Origin of the sequence: Erwinia sp. INIA01 (assembly GCF_025947915.1) — a bacterium.
Classification (GTDB): Bacteria; Pseudomonadota; Gammaproteobacteria; order Enterobacterales; family Enterobacteriaceae; genus Erwinia; species Erwinia coffeiphila.
Genome location: NZ_JAPDNC010000011.1, coordinates 27,261 through 49,039 on the forward strand (window position 1 = coordinate 27,261; position 21,779 = coordinate 49,039).

Sequence of the window (21,779 nt, forward strand, 5' to 3'; positions counted from 1 at the left end):
GCTGCCCGATATTGCGTTTACTGCGGCATTGCGGTGCCCCATTTCCGCCAGTCCTTCGGCTCTTCCTCTTCCAGCAGGAAGTGCTTGCCAGGGGTTGCGCGAGGCGCAAGAGGAACCGTTGGTGGGGTGGCAAAAGCAATTCCGCCCTGAATAAACTGCTGGAAGGTACCGGTTTTCACCACGCCACCAATCAGTCCGAACTTCAGGTTATAGCCGGATGCCAGCCAGAACACCGAGTTGTTGCGTACCAGATGCTGGTATTTCTTACTGATGCGCAGGGTGATCTGCACGCGATCGGCCATGCTACCCAGCGCCGTTCCGGTGACGGTACCCACTTCAATACCGCGGAACAGTACCGGTGTACCGACCGAGAGCGAACCGCCTTCCGGCGCATCCACCACCACGTTAAGGCCATCGAGATAGCGCGCATCGGTGATGGTTGACTCCTGCAGTTCGAAAGTCCGCTGCGCACGGCCTTTACCGGGGTCGACGTTGATATAAGGCTGTAACAGCGTTTCCAGATGGTTGACTCCTGCCGCAGAGATCTGCGGGGAAACAACCGAGAAGCGGCTGCCGAGGCGGGCAAAGTTTTCGACATATTCCGGATACAGCACTGCTTTAGCTATCACCTGATTGTTATCGGCACCCAGCGCCAGAGACTCCAGCTGGCCGATAGTGATACCCAGATAGCGGATCGGCATGCCTGCTGCCAGCTTGCTGGCATCGTAGGTTCGCAGAGTGATCTGGCTGCCTACCGCGCGTGCAGCGGTTTCTGAATCGTACAGAATGCGTTTATCACCGCGCGTCAGGCCCGCGCCGGCTCCGCTGAGATTATCGAAACTGATCGCCCCTTTCAGCGCCCGGTTCAGTGGCGACGCCTGCACGGTCAGGCCGCTACCGTTCAGCTGCACGCGTGCGCCACCTTCGGCCCAGAACACGCTGTTCTGCGTCAGCAGGCGGCGGTACTCCGGTTTTATGTGCACACTAACGTCAAACGCATCGGCGCGCGGGGTAACGTTAATAATCTCACCCACCTGGAACTTACGGTAGAGCACCACGGAACCTGTCTGAATATCCGGCAGGCTGTTGGCCACCAGTGTTAGCGTGGTCGGCAGTTGATCGCCGGTAATACCTTCCTGCGCTTTTTCACTGTTGGCGTAAAGCGGATAGACCTCTTTCACCTCGCCTTTACTGCCGGGATCGAGCCGAATTCCGCCGTCAACCCATTCGCGGGCGCTGGCACCCAGTACTTCCATCCCGTCAATGCCGAGCTTCACGTCCAGGCGGCTGTTGATAATAAATTTGCTGTCGCCGTGTACCAGCTGCCGGTATTCCGGCATCACCGCGAGGCTGAAGTTCACGCCTTTTTCCGTCAGGGTACGACTTAGTACCTGGCCGATACGCATGCCGTGTAGCATCAGCGGCTGCCCGGCATCAATGCCGTAGCTCTCCGGTGCACTAAGTTTCAGGACCAGCGTATTGGCCTGCTGCAACAATGATTCATTGTCCGGCAGCACCACAAAGTGGTTTTGCGGTTCGCCTTCGCCGGGAACCAGCTCCAGCGTGTTACCGGTCAGCAAACTGCTTAACGAACTGTCGTTCAGACTGATTTTCGGGCTGTGCATCTCAATGCGGGTTCCGCTGCGCATCAGCCGGGTTACCGACGGGTCCAGCGTCAGTTCACCGGAAACTTTACCGCCGTCAAGCAGGGTGAGTTTGGTCAACGTGCCGACCTCCAGACCCTGATAGATCAGCGGAGTGCTGCCTTCCTTCAGATTTTTACCATCCGGCAGATCGAGGGTAATCGCCACGCCGCGCTGGCTGTGCGCAAGGTCAGGATACAGGGTGTAGTTATCGTCACTCTTCGCATTCTCAGAGGATTCCGGCGAATCAAAGGCTACCGCACCGTTAACCAGCGCCGCCACGCTTTCCAGTTCGACTTTTGCACCACTCAGCCCTACATCGGCCTTCACGCCGGAGACGTTCCAGAAACGGCTGTCTTTTTTCACCAGATTAGTGAAGCGGCGCTCAATAAGTACATCAATGGTGACGTTGTGATTGCCGGGATTGATGCTGTAATCATAAACACGACCTACCGGGATTTTACGGAAATAGACCAGCGACCCGCTGTTCAGTGAGCCGAGATCCGGCGCGTGCAGGTGGATCATCATTTCACCGGTGTTAACGCGATACTTCGGCTGGGTATCCAGCGCCACGAAGTTTTCCCGCGGTTCGCCTTTGCCCGGCATCATGCCGATATAGTTACCGCCTACCAGCGCATCCAGCCCGGATACGCCTGCCAGTGAGGCTTTCGGCGTGACCAGCCAGAACTGGGTATCTTCACGCAGCGCATCCCGCATATCGCTTTTGATACTGGCTTTGATTTTGATGGTGCGCAGATCGTCAGTCATGCTGATCCCCTGCACCAGACCGACTTCAACGCCCTGGTAGCGAACCGGCGTGCGGCCGGGAACAATACCGTCAGCGGTGGCAAAATCGATGGTCACCGTGGTTCCGCGTTCCTGGTAGTTAGTCCAGATCAGCCAGCCCGCTATCAGTAAAGCAATAAACGGCAGCAGCCAGAACGGCGAAATTTTTCGCCGGTTGACGACGCGTGCGCTAGTCGGTGTAGTCGGCGTTTCCTGTTGCATGAGCATCCCAAAGTAAACGGCTATCAAGCCACTCAACGGCAAGAATAGTCAGTATAACCGCCGAGCCAAAGTAGAAGGCTGCCGGTCCCATAGTAAAAGCCAGAAGCTGGTCACGATTAACCAGCGACATGGTCAGTGAAATAACGAATAAATCCAGCATCGACCAGCGGCCAACCCACTTCACCACGCGCAGCAGGCGGATGCGGGTTTTGAGCCCCTGTTCGCAGTTGAAATGGATACTGAGCAGCAGGCTGAACAGCACGATAACCTTGGTAAACGGTACGAGGATACTGGCAATAAATACCACCGCCGCCACGGGAATATTGCCCGATGCGAGCGACATGATGCCCGAGAGAATGGTGTCCTCCTGACGTGCGCCGTTCAGATAAATAATCGAAATCGGCAGCAGGTTTGCGGGGATCAGCAAAACAATTGATGCAATCAGCGCTGACCAGGATTTTTGCAGGCTGAAGTGGCGGCGAAAGGGCAGCGGCGTATGGCAGCGAGGGCAGCGGCCTCGATCATCGGCCACGCCGGTATGGTGGCAGCTCAGGCAGACGCGTAGCGAAGCCGGAGGTGCATGCTGCACCGGCTGCGGATAAAAACGATGCCACAGCTGTTCTACATTAAGGTGGATCAGCGTCAGCAGGCTGAGCAGGGTCAGCGAAATAAACGCAACAAGCCCGCTGCCGGGATCGATCGAGGCATAGTCCTGCACTTTAATTGAAGCAACGGCGACGCCAACCAGATAAATATCCAGCATCACCCACTCTTTGAGTCTGTCGAGCATCAGCAGGACCGGGCGCAGGTTCATCCCCAGCTTTTCACCGAAGTAGAGGTAGCTGATTGAGACTACCAGCGTCACCGGTGCGCCAATCGTGCAGAAGGCGACCATTGAGGCGGTAATCACGTCGCCCTGCTGAGCCATTTGCATGATGCCGCCCAGCAGGCTGGCGCGAATGTTGGTGCCTAAGAGGTGGACGGTCATTAACGGTACGCTGAAGGCAAAAGGCATCAGCAGAATCATTGTCACTGCCATCGCCGTCAGTCGGGTCATCGACCAGTCGCGTCCGTTCAGAATGCGAGCGTTACAGCACGGGCAGTGCGCGGACTGTCTGGATTTCACATCTGGTAAGGAAAAAAGGGTATCGCATTGCGGACATCGCTGATAACGTGCCTGTGGCAGAGCATGACTGATGGCGTGTATTTTCATATTCCTGGTCGTGCTTAGGCCCAAACAGCGCAGGTGCAGGGCAGATTTAGGCAAGTCGCGTGACTCGTTTGAATCGTGCAGATCGCTTCATACAACTCTAAGGTTATATTAACTAACGACATGAATCATCCTGTCTCGCTGGCATTTATAACAATTTTATTCAACGAAGCGTCTGCGGGCTTCGCGACAGATTTAATAATGGTTAAACAATGACAAAAACAGAATTCTATACCGACCTGAACCGGGATATGCGTGCCTTATTGACGGGTGAAACCAGCTTCCTGGCCGCCATGGGTAACTGTAGCGCACTCCTGTTTGAACGTCTTGATGGGGTTAACTGGGCCGGTTTCTATCTGTTAACGGAAGAAAATACCCTCGTGCTGGGTCCCTTCCAGGGAAAAATCGCCTGCGTACGTATTCCCGTGGGGCGTGGCGTTTGCGGAACGGCGGTAGCGGAAAACGCCGTGCAGCGCGTTGATGATGTGCATCTTTTCCCCGGTCATATCGCCTGTGACGCCGCCAGCAATGCTGAAATTGTGCTGCCTCTGGTAGTTAACGGTAGCGTTATTGGCGTGTTAGATATCGATAGCGTGGAGTATAACCGTTTCGATATTGAGGATGAAAAAGGGCTGAAAGCCTTAACTGACGGGCTATGCGAGGTGCTGGCTGGCACCGATGTGGAAAAATTTATTCGCATGAAACGCACCTAAAGCGCTGGATCACGTAGCAATTGTTGATGGGGTCATTATAATGACGCCTGTTCATGCCTGCGCTGATTGGCAAACCCGTTGTAATCAGGAAATTTCATGGAAAATCAACCTAAGTTGAACAGTACTAAAGAAGTAATTGCCTTTCTGGCAGAGCGTTTCCCTCAGTGCTTTAGCGCTGAAGGCGAAGCGCGCCCATTAAAGATTGGGATCTTTCAGGATTTAGTTGACCGCGTTCAGGGTGAAATGGGTTTAAGCAAAACTCAGCTTCGTTCTGCACTGCGTCTTTATACCTCCAGCTGGCGTTACCTGTACGGCATTAAAGCCGGTGCCGACCGTGTGGATCTGGACGGTAATGCCTGTGGACAGCTCGATGAGCAGCATGTTGAACATGCCCGTAAACAGCTTGAAGAAGCGAAAGCACGCGTTCAGGCACAGCGCGAGCAGCAGCAGGCGAAAAAACGTGAAGCCGGTGAAGAAGCCGCTCCGCGTCGTCCACGCAAGCCTGCCCGTAAGCCAGCAGCCGAAGGTGAGCAGCCGCGCAAGCCGCGCAGCAAACCCGCCCGTCCGCAGGCCGACCGCGCTCCGGCTCCGGCAGCCGCTGCTGTACGTGAAGAGCGTCAGCCGTCGCGTAGCAAACCCGTTACCGACACCTCAGCATTGCAAGTTGGCCAGAGCATTAAAGTTACCGCAGGCAAAAATGCCATGGATGCGACCATTCTTGAAATCACCAAAGATGGCGTTCGGGTACAGCTGGCTTCCGGCCTGGCAATGATAGTACGCGCAGAACACTTGCAGTTCTGATACGGAGGCTAATCAGGGCATGAACACTCTTTTTAAAAGCACCATCATTGCAGGCCTGTTGTTTGCAGGAAACCTTTACGCCGCGGATAACATTACCCGCGCCGATCAGATCCCTCAGCTGCATCAGGAAGCCCAACACGCTACCGTAAGCGAACGTGTGACTTCGCGTTTTACTCGTTCACATTATCGTCAGTTCGATCTCGACAAAGATTTTTCAGCAAAAATCTTCGATCGCTATCTGAACCTGCTCGACTACAGCCACAACGTGTTGTTAGCGTCTGACATTGCACAGTACGCGGATAAAAAAGCAACACTGGGCGAAGAATTAAAAACCGGCCAGCTTTCTGTCTTTTACGATTTATATAATCTGACCCAGAAACGCCGCTTTGAGCGTTATCAGTATGCCTTGTCGGTGCTTAATAAGCCGATGAACTTTACCGGTAACGACACCATCGATATTGACCGCAGTAAGGCCGCATGGCCGAAAACCACTGACGAACTCAATGCGCTGTGGGATGCCAAGGTCAAATATGATGAGCTGAGCCTGAAGCTGACCGGAAAAGATGATAAAGAGATCCGTGAGGTTCTCACCAAGCGCTATCAGTTTGCTGAGCGTCGCCTGGCGCAAAGCAACAGCGAAGACGTTTTCCAGCTGGCGATGACCGCCTTTGCTCATGAAATCGATCCGCACACCAACTATCTCTCCCCGCGTAATACCGAACAGTTCAACACTGAAATGAGCCTTTCTCTGGAAGGTATCGGTGCGGTGCTGCAAATGGACGATGATTACACGGTAATCAACTCCATGGTGGCCGGTGGCCCGGCGGCGAAAAGTAAAGCGATCACCGTTGGCGATCGTATCGTTGGCGTAGGTCAGCCGGGTAAACCGATCGTGGACGTTATCGGCTGGCGTCTGGACGACGTTGTCGCACAGATCAAAGGACCGAAGGGCAGTAAAGTTCGCCTGGAAGTGCTGCCGGCAGGTAAGGGGACAAAAACCCGAATCATCACTCTGACGCGTGAGAAAATCCGCCTTGAAGACCGTGCGGTGAAAATGTCCGTGCACAACGTCGGGAAAGAGAAAGTCGGCGTGCTGGATATTCCGGGCTTCTATGTGGGCCTGACCGACGACGTGAAGGTGCAGCTGCAAAAGCTGCAGAAGCAGAACGTTGACAGCATCGTGATTGATCTGCGTACCAATGGCGGCGGAGCACTCACCGAAGCGGTGTCACTCTCTGGTCTGTTTATTCCAGGCGGCCCGGTAGTCCAGGTTCGCGACAATAACGGCAAGGTGCGTGAAGACAGCGATAACGATGGTATTACCTACTACAAAGGGCCGCTGGTGGTGCTGGTTGACCGCTTCAGTGCCTCTGCGTCGGAAATCTTTGCTGCGGCAATGCAGGACTACGGTCGTGCACTGATTGTCGGCGAACCGACCTTCGGTAAGGGCACCGTACAGCAGTACCGCTCTCTGAATCGCATTTACGATCAGATGCTGCGCCCTGAATGGCCAGCGCTGGGTTCCGTACAGTACACCATCCAGAAGTTCTACCGCATCAATGGCGGCAGTACGCAGCGTAAAGGTGTGACGCCTGACCTGCTGATGCCTACCGGTGTGGAAGCCATCGAGACCGGTGAGAAGTTTGAGGACAACGCGCTGCCGTGGGATAGCGTGAATGCTGCAACCTACACCAAAATTGGCGATCTGAAGCCGCTGGAACCCCAGCTGCTGAAAGATCACCAGGACCGCATTGCGAAAGATGCTGAGTTCCAGTACATCATCAAGGATATCGCGCGCTTCAATGCCAACAAGGATAAGCGTAATATTATTTCGCTTAATCTGGCCGAGCGCGAAAAAGAGAACCGTGAAGATGATGCACTGCGCCTTGAGCGGATCAACGCCAGACTGAAAGCGGAAGGTAAAAAACCGCTGGCTAAGCTGGACGATTTGCCTAAGGACTATAAAGAACCTGACCCGTATCTTGATGAAACGGTCAAAATTGCCAATGACCTGGCCCAGCTGGAAAAACAGCAGCCCGCGGTCACACCGGCAGCGGTCAACTAAGACCAACAGGCACAGCAAATGCTGTGCCTTTTTTTATCCGTGTATACTCTGCGTCAGTAACTGCATTTAAAACCCGCCAATAATGTAAAGTTATGTTTTTTTAAACACTTAACCGAGCACGGGGCTTGAAATGTGCTGCGTTGACCTTACGATATCGATACACCTTTGTACCCCTGTGTACAGTGAGTAAATAACCGAGGAAGATTAAATCATATGATGCGTATTGCTCTTTTCCTGTTAACCAACCTGGGCGTTATGGTGGTTTTCGGGCTGATCCTCAGCCTGACAGGGATCCAGTCAAGCAGTGTAATGGGCCTGATGATTATGGCGGGTCTGTTTGGCTTCGGCGGTGCGTTCGTTTCATTGCTGATGTCGAAATGGATTGCGCTTCGTTCCGTAGGTGGTGAAGTGATTGAGCAGCCGCGCAACGAAACTGAACGCTGGCTGATTGACACTATTGCCCACCAGGCGCAGCAGGTGGGTATTGCCATGCCGCAGGTTGCCGTTTACCACGCGCCGGACATTAACGCCTTTGCCACGGGCGCGCGCCGCGATGCATCGCTGGTTGCGGTTTCTACCGGGCTGTTGCAGAACATGAGCCGCGATGAAGCCGAAGCGGTTCTGGCCCACGAAGTGAGCCATATTGCCAACGGTGATATGGTGACCATGACGCTGATCCAGGGCATCGTGAACACCTTTGTGATCTTTATCTCGCGCATTCTGGCCCAGCTTGCAGCCGGATTCCTCTCCGGGAATCGCGATAATGAAGAAAGCAGCAACGGTAACCCGCTGGTCTATTTTGCCGTATCGATGGTGCTGGAACTGGTGTTCGGTATTGCGGCCAGCATTATCACCATGTGGTTCTCTCGTCACCGTGAGTTCCATGCCGATGCCGGTGCGGCGCGTCTGGCCGGCCGCGAGAAGATGATTGCTGCGCTACAGCGTCTGAAAACCAGCTATGAGCCGCAGGAAGCCAGTAGCATGATGGCTTTCTGCATCAACGGCAAATCCAAGTCGCTGAGCGAGCTGTTTATGTCGCATCCACCGCTGGATAAGCGTATTGAAGCGCTGCGCACCGGTGAATATCTGAAGTAATTCTCCGGCAGCACTGGCCCTTTCGGTCGCGCTGCTAAGTGAGTAAAAAAGCCACCGTCTGTATTGTACTGCTCTCTGAAAGTTGGACATCCAACGACCAGGGGGCAGTTTATACGACAGTGGCTTTTTTTATGGCCAAACGACGTGTCGTTTGGCCATTTTTGATCGCCGATATCGGGTCCGCGAAGCTTTATCCGTGAACACTGCGCGGCTGACGAATACGCAGTGCACTGACCACCGTGGCAACGGTGGCAAAGCTGCCCGCCAGCAGCAGGGAAAAATGCGTTCCATGGTTGGCGAACAGATTAAACATCAGTGCGACCAGCGCCGCGCCACTGGTTTGCCCAAGCAGGCGAGCGGTGCCGAGCATCCCACTGGCTCCGCCGCTGCGGTTGCGCGGCGCGGAAGAGATAATGGTGTGATTGTTCGGCGACTGGAACAGACCAAACCCCGCTCCGCACAGCATCATCCGCCACACCACATCGGCATCCGCAGGCGCAGCGGGCAGCAGCGCCAGCGCAAACAGACCGCTGGCGAACATTGCCAGGCCAATTGCGCCGAGCAAACCGGCATGAACCCGCTCAATCAGCCGCCCGGCAATCGGTGCCATCACCATCGTGGCCAGCGGCCAGGGCGTCAGCAACAGTCCGGTTGACACTTCACTACGGCCCAGCACGTTTTGCAGATAAAACGGGAGCGAAACCATTGCCAGCATCTGCGCGCAGAACGAGCAGATAGAGGTCCCGAGGGACAGCGCAAAAATCGGGATGCGCAGCAGATCGACCGGCAGCAGCGGGAACGGCAGGCGCAGCTGACGGCGAATAAACAGCGTGCCGATAATCAGCAGCAGCACCAGTTCAACCAACAACAGCGAGCCGTTCTGCCCCTGGGCAAAGCCGCTCAGCAGCGAGATCAGCAGGCCAAAGGTGAGGGCGTTCATTACCGCGCTGGGGATATCAAAGCGCTGGCCCTGGGATTTCTGCGGATTGTCTGGCAGGAAGCGCAGGGCGAGGCATAACGCGGCGATACCGACCGGTACGTTAATCAGAAACAGCCACTGCCACGAAGCGACGGAAAGAATCGCAGCGGCTACCGTAGGACCGGCCGCACTGGAAACCGCCACAATAAGCGAGTTGATGCCCATGCCGCGGCCCAGGTGCCGCTGAGGATAAATAATGCGGATTAACGCGGTGTTGACGCTCATCAGCGCAGCGCCGCCGAAGCCCTGTAGCACGCGTGCAATGGTTAGCATGGTTAGCGAGTCGGACAGCGCGCAAAACACGGAAGTACAGGTAAACAGCACCAGACCACACTGATAGACGCGGCGATAGCCGATCATATCGCCGATAAAAGACAGTGAAAGCAGAGAGATAATGATTGCCAGCTGGTAGGCGTTCACAATCCAGATTGACTCTGCCGGGCTGGCATTAAGTTCGCGAGCAATGGTCGGCAGTGCGACGTTGGCAATCGCACCATCCAGCACGGCGACGGTGATGCCCAGTGCAATAGCCAAAATCGCACCGTAACGCTGCGGAACGGGAAGCCCGTCGTTAACAGAAATTGCAGACATAGAGAGGAAGTAATGTAAGAGGTGAATATTACCATGCTAATGCTTTTTGCGATTTTTGCCAGAGGTAAACGACTGAAAACTACCACCGGATGTGTCGGCATCTCGGCGACTGCCGTTGCGGCACCGTGGGGCGGTACGTATACTGGAAATAGCGTTCCATTTTTTATAAAACACAAAGGTAAAGCGCAATGGCTAGTACCGATTCAGATAAGCAACCGGATGCCGTCTCTTCGGTGATGAAAGTGTTTGGTATTTTGCAGGCGCTGGGAGAAGAGCGGGAAAACGGTATTACCGAACTGTCCCAGCGGGTGATGATGTCTAAAAGCACCGTTTACCGCTTTTTGCAGACCATGAAAACGCTGGGCTATGTGTCGCAGGAAGGGGAATCGGAAAAATATGCTCTGACGCTGAAGCTGTTTGAGCTGGGCGCAAAAGCGTTACAAAACGTCGATCTGATCCGCAGCGCCGATATTCAGATGCGGGAGATTTCCCGCCTGACCCGGGAAACTATCCACCTGGGCGCGCTGGAAGAGGACAGTATTGTCTATATCCATAAGATTGACTCGCTCTACAATCTGCGGATGTATTCGCGTATTGGCCGACGCAATCCGCTCTACAGCACGGCCATTGGCAAAGTGCTGCTGGCGTGGCGAAATTATGATGAGGTGCGCGAGATCCTCGCCGATGTGGAGTTCGTTCTCAGTACGACTAAGACGCTGAACGGGGTGGATGAGCTGCTATCCGCACTCGATCGCGTCAGATCGCAGGGCTTTGGCGAAGATAATGAAGAGCAGGAAGAAGGGATTCGCTGTATCGCTGTGCCGGTCTTTGACCGCTTTGGCGTGGTTATCGCCGGGCTGAGCATCTCTTTCCCAACGATTCGCTTTGCAGAAGAGAATAAGCAGCACTATGTCTCAATGCTGCACCGGGCGGCTAAGACGATTTCTTCCCAGCTGGGCTATCACGACTATCCATTTTGAGCTGCGGTATGTTAAGTTGCGGGCCGACGACAGGTCGGCCCGTCTGATTTCAGTTGTCGACGACTTCGATGCTTTTTCTGAGCAGAGGGCAATCGGTCACGCCGATGATTCCGCTGTCGGTGTGCAGATACTGCGCAATCACGACGCCGCGCGCCGTCAGATACTGGCACTGCAGGCCCATTCCCGCCACGTTCTTATTGCTGCCGGTTAATACGCCATAGCCGGTAACCAGCATGGCCAGCCAGATAATCACCAGTAGAGCAATGAGTCGCGTCAATACTTTCATGCTATCCCCTTTATTGTTGTTTATCAGCAGCCTGGCCCGGAAATCAGGGCGCTGCTCATTAAGCATGCCGCGACATGCCTCACAAAGCGATAAGAGGATACTGAAACATCTCGTCTTATTCTGCGCAGCGGCTGCGTAAATTTTGTGAGGTAGCTATCAATTGGCGTGGCAGCGGGTAGAATCTACAGCCGCAGTGTCGCCGGATAATCGGCGGCGTAAATTCAGTTTTGAGGTTGGTATGAACGAAATGGTAAATGACGTGCAGGGTCTGACATCGACCGCGCTGATCATGGCACTGGTTATCATCGGTCTGGTGGTATGGTTTTTTGTCAATCGCGCCAGCGTGCGAGCCAATCAGCAGATTCACCTGCTGGAAGCGTTACTTGAAGAGCAGAAACGCCAGAACGCACTGCTGCGCAAACTCACCGAGAACGCCGCAGACAATGCGCAGCCGGAGCAGGCACCGGAAGACGATGCCGAAAAAGACTTTATCCGTATGATCCCGGAGCGTTAATTCTGCAGCAATAAGGTGGACGCAATGGCCTGGAAAAATCCCTGGTACGATCCTGCTCTTTCTCACCATACCCCCGACGGTTTTTGTAATCCGGAACCCGAACTGCGACAGCCGGGGGACTTGCAACGCTGGCGACGTGAGAGAAGGGCGCAGGGCTTACCTAAGCCGCCGGCAGCGGGATATGAACAGTTTACACGTCTGTGGTGGCAGCCAGCCGATCTCAGCGGCAGCGAAGATGCCGTATGGTGGCTGGGGCATGCCTGTTTGCTGTTGCGCCTTGATGGGCGCTATACGCTAATCGATCCGGCCTTGTCGTCACGCGCTTCACCGCTGCCGTTTGCCGGGCCGCAGCGCAAAACGCCCCCTGCGCTGGCGATTGATGATTTACCGTCGCTGGATAGCGTGCTGATTTCCCATAACCATTACGATCATCTTGATCGACCGACCATCAAAAAAATTCTTCGTCGTTTTCCTGATGTACGATTTGTGGTGCCGCTGGGGCTGGCAAAATGGTTTACTCGCCTTGGGGCCGCTCATGTTGAGGAGCTTGACTGGTGGCAAAGCACCCGTTTGGGAGACGTCACCGTGCATGCCGTTCCCGCCCGCCACTGGAGTATGCGCTCGCTGCGTGACCGCAACCGCTCTTTGTGGTGTGGCTGGGTGGTGACACACCCGCGACTGAACTTCTGGTTCAGCGGCGACAGTGGATACTCCGATCGTCTGCTCGAGATCCCCAGCAGGCTGGGGCCCTTTAATCTGGCAGCATTGCCCATTGGGGCTTATGCACCAAAATGGTTCATGCGGGGGCAGCACATGGGCCCCGATCAGGCTGTTTCACTTCATCAGGCGATGGGGCAGCCGCAGACTGTAGCGATACACTGGGGCGTATTTGAACTGGCTGATGAGTCACTGGATGAACCACCGCAGGTTTTACAGCAGGCATTAGCGCAAGCTGGGTTGACGGCAGAGCGCTTTCAGGCGTGGCGAATAGGTTCCAGAGTATTGCTCAACAATATATGTCAAGATTAATCCTAATGTATTTTTCTATATGTAATAGCTAATAATGAGAGGCGCGTCTAATAGCGTAATTAAATTGAAAAAATAAGGTTAATTTAAACACCTGTTGAAATGCCTTTAAATGGGGCAGGATTGTCGTGAATCTCCTGTTTTTGGTGCAGCCTAATTATGGGATGAAACAAGTGGTACATTGTCAGTTGGCATAAGGGCTGCGGTGTTGGAAAAGTCATTGAGGCCCATAGATTTTATTTGACAATACTTTGCCATAATTACGTAATACTTGCAGTTTATTATCATATTATGACCGCTATTTGGCAGCGTTTTATGTGGCTGAAGCCCATGCTGCCGCTGGGTTTACTGAGGATGAAAATATGTGCAGCATTGACTCGTATGCTGGCATAAAAGTGACATTTACCTCCTTTGCTGTTTCAATTGTGTGCGACATATCAATGCTTGCCTAAAAATAACTTGCCATTAATTAGCGGATATGTGATAAACGCATTTGAGTAAAACGAGGTACAGTTCTGTTTATGTGTGGCATCTTCAGTAAAGAAGTTCTGAGTAAAGACGTTGACGTTGAATACCGCTTCCTTGCCGAGCCTTAATTAATGCCTCATGCAGTAATGTCTCTGGTTTTTCTGTACGTCAGGCCTACGGGCTAATAAACACTCTAAGGAATTTGCAAAATGGCAAAGATTAAAGGTCAGGTTAAGTGGTTCAACGAGTCTAAAGGTTTTGGTTTCATTACTCCTGCTGACGGCAGCAAAGATGTGTTCGTACACTTCTCTGCAATCCAGGGTAACGGCTTCAAAACTCTGGCTGAAGGCCAGAACGTTGAGTTCGAAATTCAGGACGGCCAGAAAGGCCCTGCTGCTGTGAACGTTACCGCTATCTGATTTCGATTTGAGACTGTCACCAACGCCCTATTGCGTCGTGCAGTCTGAAATCTGAATACTAAAGCTCTGTCAGCAATGGCAGAGCTTTTTTGTTTGCGGCAAGAAGTGCTGCCGCTGCGGCACACTTTCAAGTACACTGCCGCCGTCCTTGATCGCGGAGAGTTGTTATGTCCTACCTGTGTCCCCTTTGCCAACAGCCTTTACTCGCTCAGCAACGCGTTTTGCGCTGTGAGAACCAGCATCAGTTCGACCTGGCAAAAGAGGGGTATATCAATCTGCTGCCGGTGCAGCACAAGCGTTCGAAACAGCCCGGTGACAGCGCTGAGATGATGCAGGCAAGGCGTAACTTCCTTGATGCGGGGCACTACCAGCCGCTGCAACAGCGCGTGTGCGATATGCTGGATGCCGCATTACCGAATAGCACCCTGAGCGTGCTGGATATTGGCTGTGGCGAAGGCTATTACACGCAGGCAGTCGCCACCCGGCTGCAGGAAGAGCGCGAGCAGGCACTGATTTACGGACTAGATGTGGCGAAAATTGCCGTCCGCTACGGTGCTAAGCGCTACGGTAACGTTGAGTTCTGCGTAGCGTCCAGCCACCGTCTGCCGTTCGGAAACAATCAGTTTGATGCGGTGCTGCGCATTTATGCGCCCTGTAAAGCCGCTGAACTGGCAAGAGTCGTTAAGCCGCAGGGATACGTGCTGACCGTGACGCCAGGCCCGCGCCACTTAATGCAGTTTAAAGCACTGATCTATCAGGATGTGAAACTGCATGACAATACGCCGGAAGAGATGCCTGGATTTACGCTTGTCGAGGAGCAGTCGCTGGGGTATTCGATGACGCTAAACAGTGAAGAGTCCGCAGCGCTGCTGCAAATGACGCCGTTTGCCTGGCGGGCACGGCCTGAAGTGTGGGGGATACTTGCCACCACCACTGAATTTGCCTGCGAGACGGATTTCACCCTGCGGCTATGGCAGCGGCAGGATGATGGGGAAACCGCCGTTAGCGACTCTCCAGCATAAATTTGTAGATTGTCTCCAGATCGTCCAGCTTGCGGACATAGATCAGCAGGCGGCGATTTTCCAGCGTAATCACCAGCACGCCATCCTCAGATAAATTTATCGCGCTGATACGGTCCCAGGTGATAAAAACGTTAGCAAAAAAGAATCCGTGCTCCTTTAGCAGCAGCTTCGGCGCGCGGACCCAAAACAGCCATATCGCCATTGCACCCAGCGCCATCAGCAGCAGCGTTGTCAACTGAGGGCCCTGCACGCGTAAATTCTGATACAGCAGGATAGCCAGCAGGCCGATGAATATTACGCTGTCGAGCTTGGTACGCCGCTGAAGCAGAATTTTCAGCTGCGTTGGGCCATTCAGGCGCGGCATGATTAGCTCGTCGTAAATGGCATAGAGCAAAATCAGAACAATAAACAGCAAAATCAGGTAATCAGTCAGTTGCATAATCCCGTCCGAAAAAAAGGGCCAGACTGTGCTGGCCCTTGAAGTTAGTGGTGCTGAAGGTCAGGCTCAGACGCCGAGCAGGCCAACCCAGTAGCCAAAGATACCAATAACAAAGAAGCCCATAATAATCCACAGCGCGTTCACCTTACGGCGAAGCAGCCACATACAGCCGAAGGTCAGCAGCAGCGGGATCAGTCCAGGCATCAGCTGGTCGAGGATTGACTGCACCGTGGTGACGGTGGTTTTACCGGTCTGATCGGTGATTCGCGACACCACCAGCGGCACGTTAACATGCGTCCACTTGTTAACCAGCGCCCCCATGACAAACAGGCCGAGTATCGACGCGCCCTCCGTCAGTTTCTGCAGGAAGCCACCGCCCATATCACTGACGATATCCACCCCTTTGCGATAGCCGTAGGCCACACCGTAGTAGCGCACCAGCAGACGAGCCAGGTTAAACAGTACAAAGAAAAGTACCGGACCCAGCAGGCTGCCGCTCATGGCGATACCTGCACCGAGCGCCGCGAAGACCGGGCGAACCGTGCCCCAGAAAATCGGATCGCCGACGCCCGCCAGCGGTCCCATCAGGCCAACTTTGATGCCGTTGATGGCCGCATCGTCAATCGGCGCACCGTTAGCTCGCTGCTCTTCCATCGCCATGGTAACGCCCAGCACCGGAGCCGCCACGTATGGATGGGTGTTGAAGAATTCCAGATGGCGTTTAATCGCCTGTTTGCGGTCATCATTATTCTCAGGATAGAGGCGGCGAATCACCGGCACCATCGAGAAGCAGAAGCCCAGCGCCTGCATACGTTCGAAGTTCCACGAACCCTGGAACAGGTTTGAGCGTAAGAACACCCCGCGGATATCACCGGGAGTGAGTTTCTTCTGTGTTGTTGTCTCAACCATTTTTCTCACCTTTCCTTAATCGAGTTCGTTATCAAGGTCGTTGTTTACCGGGCCCGCAGCCTGCGCACCGGCAACGCGGTTATATTTTGGTGCCAGCTGGATATACAGGATGGCCATGACCACGCCGATAACGCCCAGTGCGACCAGGTTGAAGTTGGTGAATGCGGCTGTTACGAAGCCAAGGTAGAAGAACGGCATCAGGTAGCCCGCGCGCATCATGTTAATCACCATCGCGTAACCCACAACGACGATCATGCCTCCGGCGATGTTCAGGCCGTTGGTCACCACCTCAGGAATTGAGTTCAGCAGGTCGTGGACCACGCTGGTGCCGACCGAAATCGCCACAATCAATGCCGGAATGGCGATACGCATTGCCTGCAGGACCAGCGCCGAAACGTGGATCCAGGATATGGCGGTGAGATTGCCTTTTTCCGCGGCTTTATCCGCTGCGTGCTGGAAGGCGACGGTGATGGTACGAACGATAATTGTCAGCACCTGGCCTGCCGCAGCCAGCGGAATCGCCAGTGCAATACCGGCTCCGACGCTTTGACCACCGGCAATGACCAGGATGGTTGAGATGATGGAAGCCAGAGCCGCATCCGGTGCAACCGCAGCACCGATGTTCATCCAGCCCAGTGCGATCATCTCCAGCGTACCGCCGATGATGATCCCGGTTTTGATATCACCCAAAACCGCACCGATTAATGTACAGGCCACCAGGGGCCGGTGAAACTGAAATTCATCGAGGATCGAGCCCATGCCCGCGATACAGGCGACGATAAATATCAGAACAATTTGCAGCGTGGTAATCTCCATTACACTTCTCCTCTTAGATACAGAACGGAGTTCAACCTGAACTTTCAGGCCACGGGCTACTGATTCAGACGGGCGATCAGGTCCATCATTTTCAGCTTCTGATCGCTGGAAACTTTACGCACTTCCAGTTCTATTCCGCGCGCGTTGAGTTTGTTAAACGCCTCGATATCTTTCGCATCAACCGATACGGCATTATTTACCTGGGTTTTCCCCTGGCGGAACGCCATACCGCCGATGTTCACGCTGGTAATACCAACGCCGTCTTCCACCAGCCTTTCGACATCGGTCGGGTTGGTGAACAGCAGCATCACTTTCTCACCGGCATATTTTGGGTTGTTCCACACGCGGACCATCTTGGCGACATCTACCACGTGTGCAGTTACGCCTGGAGGGGCAACCTGAGTCAGCAGCGTTTTACGCACGTTATCGGCGGCCACTTCGTCACTGACCACAATGATGCGCGTGACGTTGGTTTCCTTGGTCCAGCGGGTGGCGACCTGGCCGTGAATCAGACGGTCATCAATACGCGCCAGACCAATCACCATATGTTCGCCGGGTTTCAGTGGGGCAGACGGAGGTGCTGGGGGTTTAACTGCTGGGGCCGGGGCTGCCTGAGGAGGTTTGGCTTTGAGCGCCTTGACGCCTTCACGGCCGGTTTCAACCGCCAGCGCTACCAGCTCGTCGAAGGACGGATTGTCATCGCGGGCCATCAGCACTTCGACCAGCATCGGGATATTCACCCCGGCAACGACTTCGTGATGTTCTTTATCAACCACCAGACGACTGGCGGCGTTAAACGGGCTACCGCCCCAGGTATCAACCAGGAACAGCACTCCCTCACTCACGTCGAGGTCGTGTATTCGCGCCTGATACTTTTCGATTAACGTTTCTGCATTTTCCCCCGGGACAAAGTCGATCCAACCGACGTTATCCTGCTCACCCAGGAGCATTTCGGCCGTTTTCAGCAGCTGTTCCGCTGCCCAGCCGTGTGTGCCGATGATGATAGCAATAGTCACTTGCTACTCCTTATCCAGTTGACGACGGCTCTCTGGAGTTCAAGCCGCGCGAGGCTCAGCCGATCGATACCCTGACTATCCGAAATTTAATCTTCGCCAACGTCGGATACTTAAGGTATTTGCGTGATTCAGCATGAAAGATGTCACACTTATTTTTCTACTTCGTGCCGGTAAACTTGCAATGGCACGCTTAACACACCAGTTAACGCGATTTATTTTAGTACGTGAAAAAATAAATTATGTGACCTTGCTCAGTAATTTAGACCGTAATTGATAAATACGCGCGGTCAGCAAAGCGTAAAGTTCTGCAAGGATGCCAGCCAAGTGTAAGAAACCATTTTGACGCCCATGTTTCTGCTGCTAGAGTAGTGATCCTTTTCTAATACAGGAGTAACGGGCCTCAGCCCTCCCTATGGACTGCCACCGAAGTTGCTTAATTATGCCGCCGGGCTATCCGGTATCGCTTTCAACGTCTTCTGACGTCATCTCTGCTTCCACTCGTCGTTATTTCTGCCGCACGCTCAGCCGAACGTCTGGTGCGTTTTCCCGTTCCTTTTTCCGGAGTCTGTCATGGAATTTCTTTTAGACCCCTCAATTTGGGCTGGTCTGCTCACGCTGGTTGTTCTTGAAATCGTCCTGGGCATCGATAACCTGGTGTTTATTGCCATTCTGGCCGACAAGCTGCCGCCGAAGCAGCGTGATAAAGCGCGTCTGATCGGGCTTTCGCTGGCGCTGATTATGCGTCTGGGCCTGCTGTCGCTTATCTCGTGGATGGTCACACTGACGCGTCCGCTGTTCAGCGTCGGCGAGTTTAGCTTCTCCGGACGGGATTTGATTCTGCTGTTCGGGGGGCTGTTCCTGTTGTTCAAGGCCACGATGGAGCTGCATGAACGGCTGGAAAACCGCGAACATAATGATGGGGCAAACCGGGGATACGCCAGTTTTTGGGCGGTTGTGGTACAGATCGTTATTTTGGATGCCGTCTTCTCCCTCGATGCGGTGATTACCGCCGTGGGCATGGTGAATAACCTGGCGGTGATGATGACGGCGGTCATTATCGCTATGGGCGTGATGCTGCTGGCCTCCAAGCCGTTGACTAACTTCGTTAACGCGCACCCGACGGTGGTGGTGCTGTGTCTGAGCTTCCTGCTGATGATTGGTCTCAGCCTGGTGGCGGAAGGCTTCGGCTTCCATATTCCGAAAGGCTATCTGTACGCGGCGATTGGCTTCTCAATCCTTATTGAGCTGTTTAACCAGATTGCCCGCCGTAACTTTATGCGTCATCAGGCCAGAAGGCCGATGCGTGAGCGTACCGCTGAGGCGATACAGCGCCTGATGGGTGGCCGTCGTAATAGTACTGAGAACAGCGGTAGCGAAAGCAGTGAAGTGGCAGCGATCATGCCGCAGGAAGCATTTAAAGATGAAGAGCGCTATATGATCAACGGCGTTCTGACTCTGGCCTCCCGTTCCATTCGCAGCATTATGACACCGCGCGGTGACATTTCATGGGTTGATATCGAACGCCCGCTGGACGAAATCCGGATGCAGCTGTTGGATACGCCACACAGCCTGTTCCCGGTATGTCGCGGCGAACTGGATGAAATTGTTGGCGTAGTCAGGGCGAAAGAGCTGCTGGTGGCGCTGGACCACGGTGTGGATGTGGCCAAGTTTGCCTCCGCAACGCCGCCGATTATCATTCCGGAAACGCTGGACCCGCTCAACCTGCTGAGCGTGTTGCGCCGTGCCAAAGGCAGCTTTGTCGTGGTCACCAGCGAGTTTGGTGTGGTACAGGGGCTGGTGACGCCGCTGGACGTGCTGGAAGCGATTGCCGGTGAATTCCCGGATGAAGATGAAACCCCGGATATTATCGCCGATGGTGACGGCTGGCTGGTCAAGGGCGGTACCGATCTGCACTCGCTTCAGCAGCTGTTCGATACTCAGGAACTGGTTCGTCCGGAAGATGACCACGCCTCGCTGGCGGGTCTGCTGATTGCCCAGAAGGGTCAGCTGCCAAAAGCGGGTGAGGTATTCGAGATGCCGCCGCTGCGTTTCCAGATTATCGAAGCGACAGATTATCGCGTTGATCTGGTGCGCGTGACGCGTGAACGCAACGAGCACGACGAAGAAGAAGGTTAACGTTGAGCAGGCCGGGGAAACCCGGCCTTATTTATGCCGGGCAGAAAGCTTTGTGATTAGCCAGCCAGGCCGGGAAATCCCCTAATGGCATCGGCCGTGCATAGTAATAACCCTGCAATGCATCCACTCCGCGTTCGCGCAGATACTCTGCCTGTTCCGCCGTTTCAACACCTTCGGCTACCAGTCCAATATTCAGCTGCTGGGCCAGTGATATCACCATATCGGTCACCGTGGCGTTTATTGCATCGGTGCCGATGGCCGCAGTAAAGACCTTGTCGATTTTCAGCACGTCAGGGCTCAGTGTTTTCAGATAGGACAGTGAGCTGTGCCCGGTACCGAAATCATCAATCGCCAGCTTAACCCCGACCTTATGCAGATGAGAAACTACCCGCTGGTCGACAACCGGCAGTGAATCTCGCTCGGTCAGTTCCACCACCAGCTGTGGCTGGGGATTCGCCGGCCACCACAGGCGTTGTAAATCATCAATAATCGCCCGCTCGCGGAAGTGGCTGGCGGCGACGTTTATCGCAATATGGAATGAGGAACGCATCGGCAGGTCGGGCAAATGTCTGACCGTTTCACTGATTACAAATCGGGTCAGTGGAGCGATCAGGTTCTGGCGTTCGGCCAGCGGAATGAAAACGTCCGGCGGTATCCATCCCTGGCGCGGATTGTGCCAGCGCAGCAGCATTTCAATGCCGTCGCACTGGCCGTTATGGGCATTGATCAGCGGCTGGCAGTAAACCATAAATTCCCGCGCGGTAATGCCATAGCTAATCTGCCAGGACAGACTCATGCGATTTGCGGTGGCCAGCCAGACGATATAGCCCATCAGCAGGCTCAGTAGCAGCGCCAGCGGTAGCTGTGACGGCACGGTTATCAGCGCCAACCGCGAAGGCGAGGGTCCGAAAAGAGTAATTGAATAAGGATAGCGCAGGGAGGATTCGACGATGGTCACCTGATCTTCAGCAGGCATTGCCGGTTCAATCAGCGGGTTACCGTATTCAAGGCTCTGACTGCCGACGTTCAGTATCGCCCGCTCAACCCAGGGTAATGTGGGTTCCAGCAGATAGCTGGTCATCAGTTCAATATTAATGACCTGTAAAACACCTGCGCGGTTGCCTTCATTACTCGGCGTCCACAGCAGCAGGATCGGTGAACCCTTAAGCAAATGTTCATCTACCGCCAGCTGCATTCGCTGATTTTTGACCAAAAGCTCGGGGTAATTGCTGCTGAAGGCGAGATCTGACGGGCCGAAGATACTTGAGCAGTAGATGCGATCGTTATCGACCAGCAGGATGGATCTGACGGTTTGCAGGACAGCCAGTTTCTCAATCAGTTTAAAACGGATAAGTCCACAGTCGGTACCGACCCAGGCAAGAGCGTTATCGGCGGCAACATCCAGAGGAGAAAACATGCGGTCAAAGCGCTGAATGGCGTTATTAGCAAAGCTGTGAGATTGCTGTTCTATGCGGTTCTTTTCTTCCACAAACCTGAAGGTTAAGGTCAGAATGAGCACCAGTGCTGCAACGACCGCCGCGATAAGCAATCGCTTGCGGCGGAACTGTCCTAATACTTCCTGGGACATTTGCATTAGTAACCATCCTATAAGCCAGTCGCGTATACAGAGTTTGAATACCGTT

The 21,779-nt window shown here is 54.1% G+C and carries 19 protein-coding genes and 1 pseudogene; 11 read left to right on the forward strand and 9 right to left on the reverse strand.

Going from position 1 to position 21,779, the window contains the following annotated elements; all coding sequences use genetic code 11:
* Window positions 1-17 precede the first annotated feature (17 nt).
* Both OMR58_RS18880 and yebS read right to left on the reverse strand, forming a co-directional pair.
* Window positions 18-2,651, reverse strand: coding sequence for a PqiB family protein (locus OMR58_RS18880; protein ID WP_264546687.1), 2,634 nt, complete (start codon window positions 2,649-2,651; stop codon window positions 18-20).
* Window positions 2,620-3,864, reverse strand: coding sequence for a membrane integrity lipid transport subunit YebS (gene yebS, locus OMR58_RS18885; protein WP_105594167.1), 1,245 nt, complete (start codon window positions 3,862-3,864; stop codon window positions 2,620-2,622). The genes OMR58_RS18880 and yebS overlap by 32 nt, the downstream gene beginning before the upstream one ends.
* Before the next feature lie 209 nt (window positions 3,865-4,073).
* Here yebS and OMR58_RS18890 point away from each other — a divergent pair, with 209 nt between their 5' ends.
* The 4 genes from OMR58_RS18890 (at window position 4,074) to htpX (ending at window position 8,535) form a co-directional block, all read left to right on the forward strand.
* Window positions 4,074-4,574: a GAF domain-containing protein gene (locus OMR58_RS18890; RefSeq protein ID WP_105594166.1), complete on the forward strand. Its 501-nt coding sequence runs from the start codon at window positions 4,074-4,076 to the stop codon at window positions 4,572-4,574.
* A gap of 96 nt (window positions 4,575-4,670) precedes the next feature.
* Entirely contained in the window at window positions 4,671-5,375 is a 705-nt protein-coding gene (gene proQ, locus OMR58_RS18895) for an RNA chaperone ProQ (protein WP_105594165.1), read from the forward strand.
* 19 nt (window positions 5,376-5,394) lie between these two features.
* Window positions 5,395-7,440: a carboxy terminal-processing peptidase gene (gene prc, locus OMR58_RS18900; RefSeq protein WP_264546688.1), complete on the forward strand. Its 2,046-nt coding sequence runs from the start codon at window positions 5,395-5,397 to the stop codon at window positions 7,438-7,440.
* Window positions 7,441-7,653: 213 nt separating this feature from the next.
* Entirely contained in the window at window positions 7,654-8,535 is an 882-nt protein-coding gene (gene htpX, locus OMR58_RS18905; protein ID WP_105594163.1) for a protease HtpX, read from the forward strand.
* A 190-nt stretch (window positions 8,536-8,725) separates the two neighbouring features.
* Here htpX and OMR58_RS18910 read toward each other — a convergent pair whose 3' ends face one another.
* Complete coding sequence (locus tag OMR58_RS18910) at window positions 8,726-10,105, reverse strand: MFS transporter (RefSeq protein ID WP_264546689.1); 1,380 nt, start codon at window positions 10,103-10,105, stop codon at window positions 8,726-8,728.
* A gap of 188 nt (window positions 10,106-10,293) precedes the next feature.
* Here OMR58_RS18910 and kdgR point away from each other — a divergent pair, with 188 nt between their 5' ends.
* Entirely contained in the window at window positions 10,294-11,085 is a 792-nt protein-coding gene (kdgR, locus tag OMR58_RS18915) for a DNA-binding transcriptional regulator KdgR (protein ID WP_105594161.1), read from the forward strand.
* A gap of 49 nt (window positions 11,086-11,134) precedes the next feature.
* Here kdgR and OMR58_RS18920 read toward each other — a convergent pair whose 3' ends face one another.
* Window positions 11,135-11,371, reverse strand: coding sequence for a YobH family protein (locus OMR58_RS18920; RefSeq protein ID WP_200543887.1), 237 nt, complete (start codon window positions 11,369-11,371; stop codon window positions 11,135-11,137).
* A 238-nt stretch (window positions 11,372-11,609) separates the two neighbouring features.
* Between OMR58_RS18920 and OMR58_RS18925 the strand changes: the two genes are divergently transcribed.
* The 5 genes and pseudogenes from OMR58_RS18925 to rlmA all read left to right on the forward strand — a co-directional run bounded on the left by OMR58_RS18925 (window position 11,610) and on the right by rlmA (window position 14,820).
* Window positions 11,610-11,885, forward strand: a complete 276-nt coding sequence (locus OMR58_RS18925; protein WP_264546690.1) for a YebO family protein — start codon at window positions 11,610-11,612, stop codon at window positions 11,883-11,885.
* Window positions 11,886-11,909: 24 nt separating this feature from the next.
* The gene (locus OMR58_RS18930) at window positions 11,910-12,914 is read left to right on the forward strand and encodes an MBL fold metallo-hydrolase (protein ID WP_264546691.1); all 1,005 of its coding nucleotides are present in this window, start codon (window positions 11,910-11,912) and stop codon (window positions 12,912-12,914) included.
* 518 nt (window positions 12,915-13,432) lie between these two features.
* Window positions 13,433-13,602: pseudogene (locus OMR58_RS18935) on the forward strand (DUF2627 domain-containing protein).
* Window positions 13,589-13,798 (forward strand): transcription antiterminator/RNA stability regulator CspE, encoded by a 210-nt coding sequence (cspE, locus tag OMR58_RS18940; protein ID WP_001062678.1) that lies wholly within the window; start codon window positions 13,589-13,591, stop codon window positions 13,796-13,798. Before OMR58_RS18935 ends, cspE begins: the two are co-directional and overlap by 14 nt.
* A gap of 167 nt (window positions 13,799-13,965) precedes the next feature.
* Window positions 13,966-14,820, forward strand: a complete 855-nt coding sequence (rlmA, locus tag OMR58_RS18945; RefSeq protein ID WP_105594158.1) for a 23S rRNA (guanine(745)-N(1))-methyltransferase — start codon at window positions 13,966-13,968, stop codon at window positions 14,818-14,820.
* Here rlmA and OMR58_RS18950 read toward each other — a convergent pair.
* The 4 genes from OMR58_RS18950 to manX all read right to left on the reverse strand — a co-directional run bounded on the left by OMR58_RS18950 (window position 14,801) and on the right by manX (window position 18,000).
* Window positions 14,801-15,259: a DUF986 family protein gene (locus tag OMR58_RS18950; protein WP_105594157.1), complete on the reverse strand. Its 459-nt coding sequence runs from the start codon at window positions 15,257-15,259 to the stop codon at window positions 14,801-14,803. The genes rlmA and OMR58_RS18950 overlap by 20 nt on opposite strands.
* 66 nt (window positions 15,260-15,325) lie before the next feature.
* Complete coding sequence (locus tag OMR58_RS18955) at window positions 15,326-16,168, reverse strand: PTS mannose transporter subunit IID (protein ID WP_105594156.1); 843 nt, start codon at window positions 16,166-16,168, stop codon at window positions 15,326-15,328.
* Between the two features lie 15 nt (window positions 16,169-16,183).
* A complete protein-coding gene (locus OMR58_RS18960) occupies window positions 16,184-16,984 on the reverse strand; it encodes a PTS mannose/fructose/sorbose transporter subunit IIC (protein WP_205064376.1) in 801 nt (266 codons plus the stop codon).
* Between the two features lie 56 nt (window positions 16,985-17,040).
* Window positions 17,041-18,000: a PTS mannose transporter subunit IIAB gene (gene manX, locus OMR58_RS18965; protein WP_264546692.1), complete on the reverse strand. Its 960-nt coding sequence runs from the start codon at window positions 17,998-18,000 to the stop codon at window positions 17,041-17,043.
* A gap of 570 nt (window positions 18,001-18,570) precedes the next feature.
* Here manX and OMR58_RS18970 point away from each other — a divergent pair.
* Entirely contained in the window at window positions 18,571-20,136 is a 1,566-nt protein-coding gene (locus OMR58_RS18970; protein ID WP_264546693.1) for a TerC family protein, read from the forward strand.
* Between the two features lie 31 nt (window positions 20,137-20,167).
* Here OMR58_RS18970 and OMR58_RS18975 read toward each other — a convergent pair whose 3' ends face one another.
* Window positions 20,168-21,730 (reverse strand): EAL domain-containing protein, encoded by a 1,563-nt coding sequence (locus OMR58_RS18975; protein WP_200559635.1) that lies wholly within the window; start codon window positions 21,728-21,730, stop codon window positions 20,168-20,170.
* Window positions 21,731-21,779 lie beyond the last annotated feature (49 nt).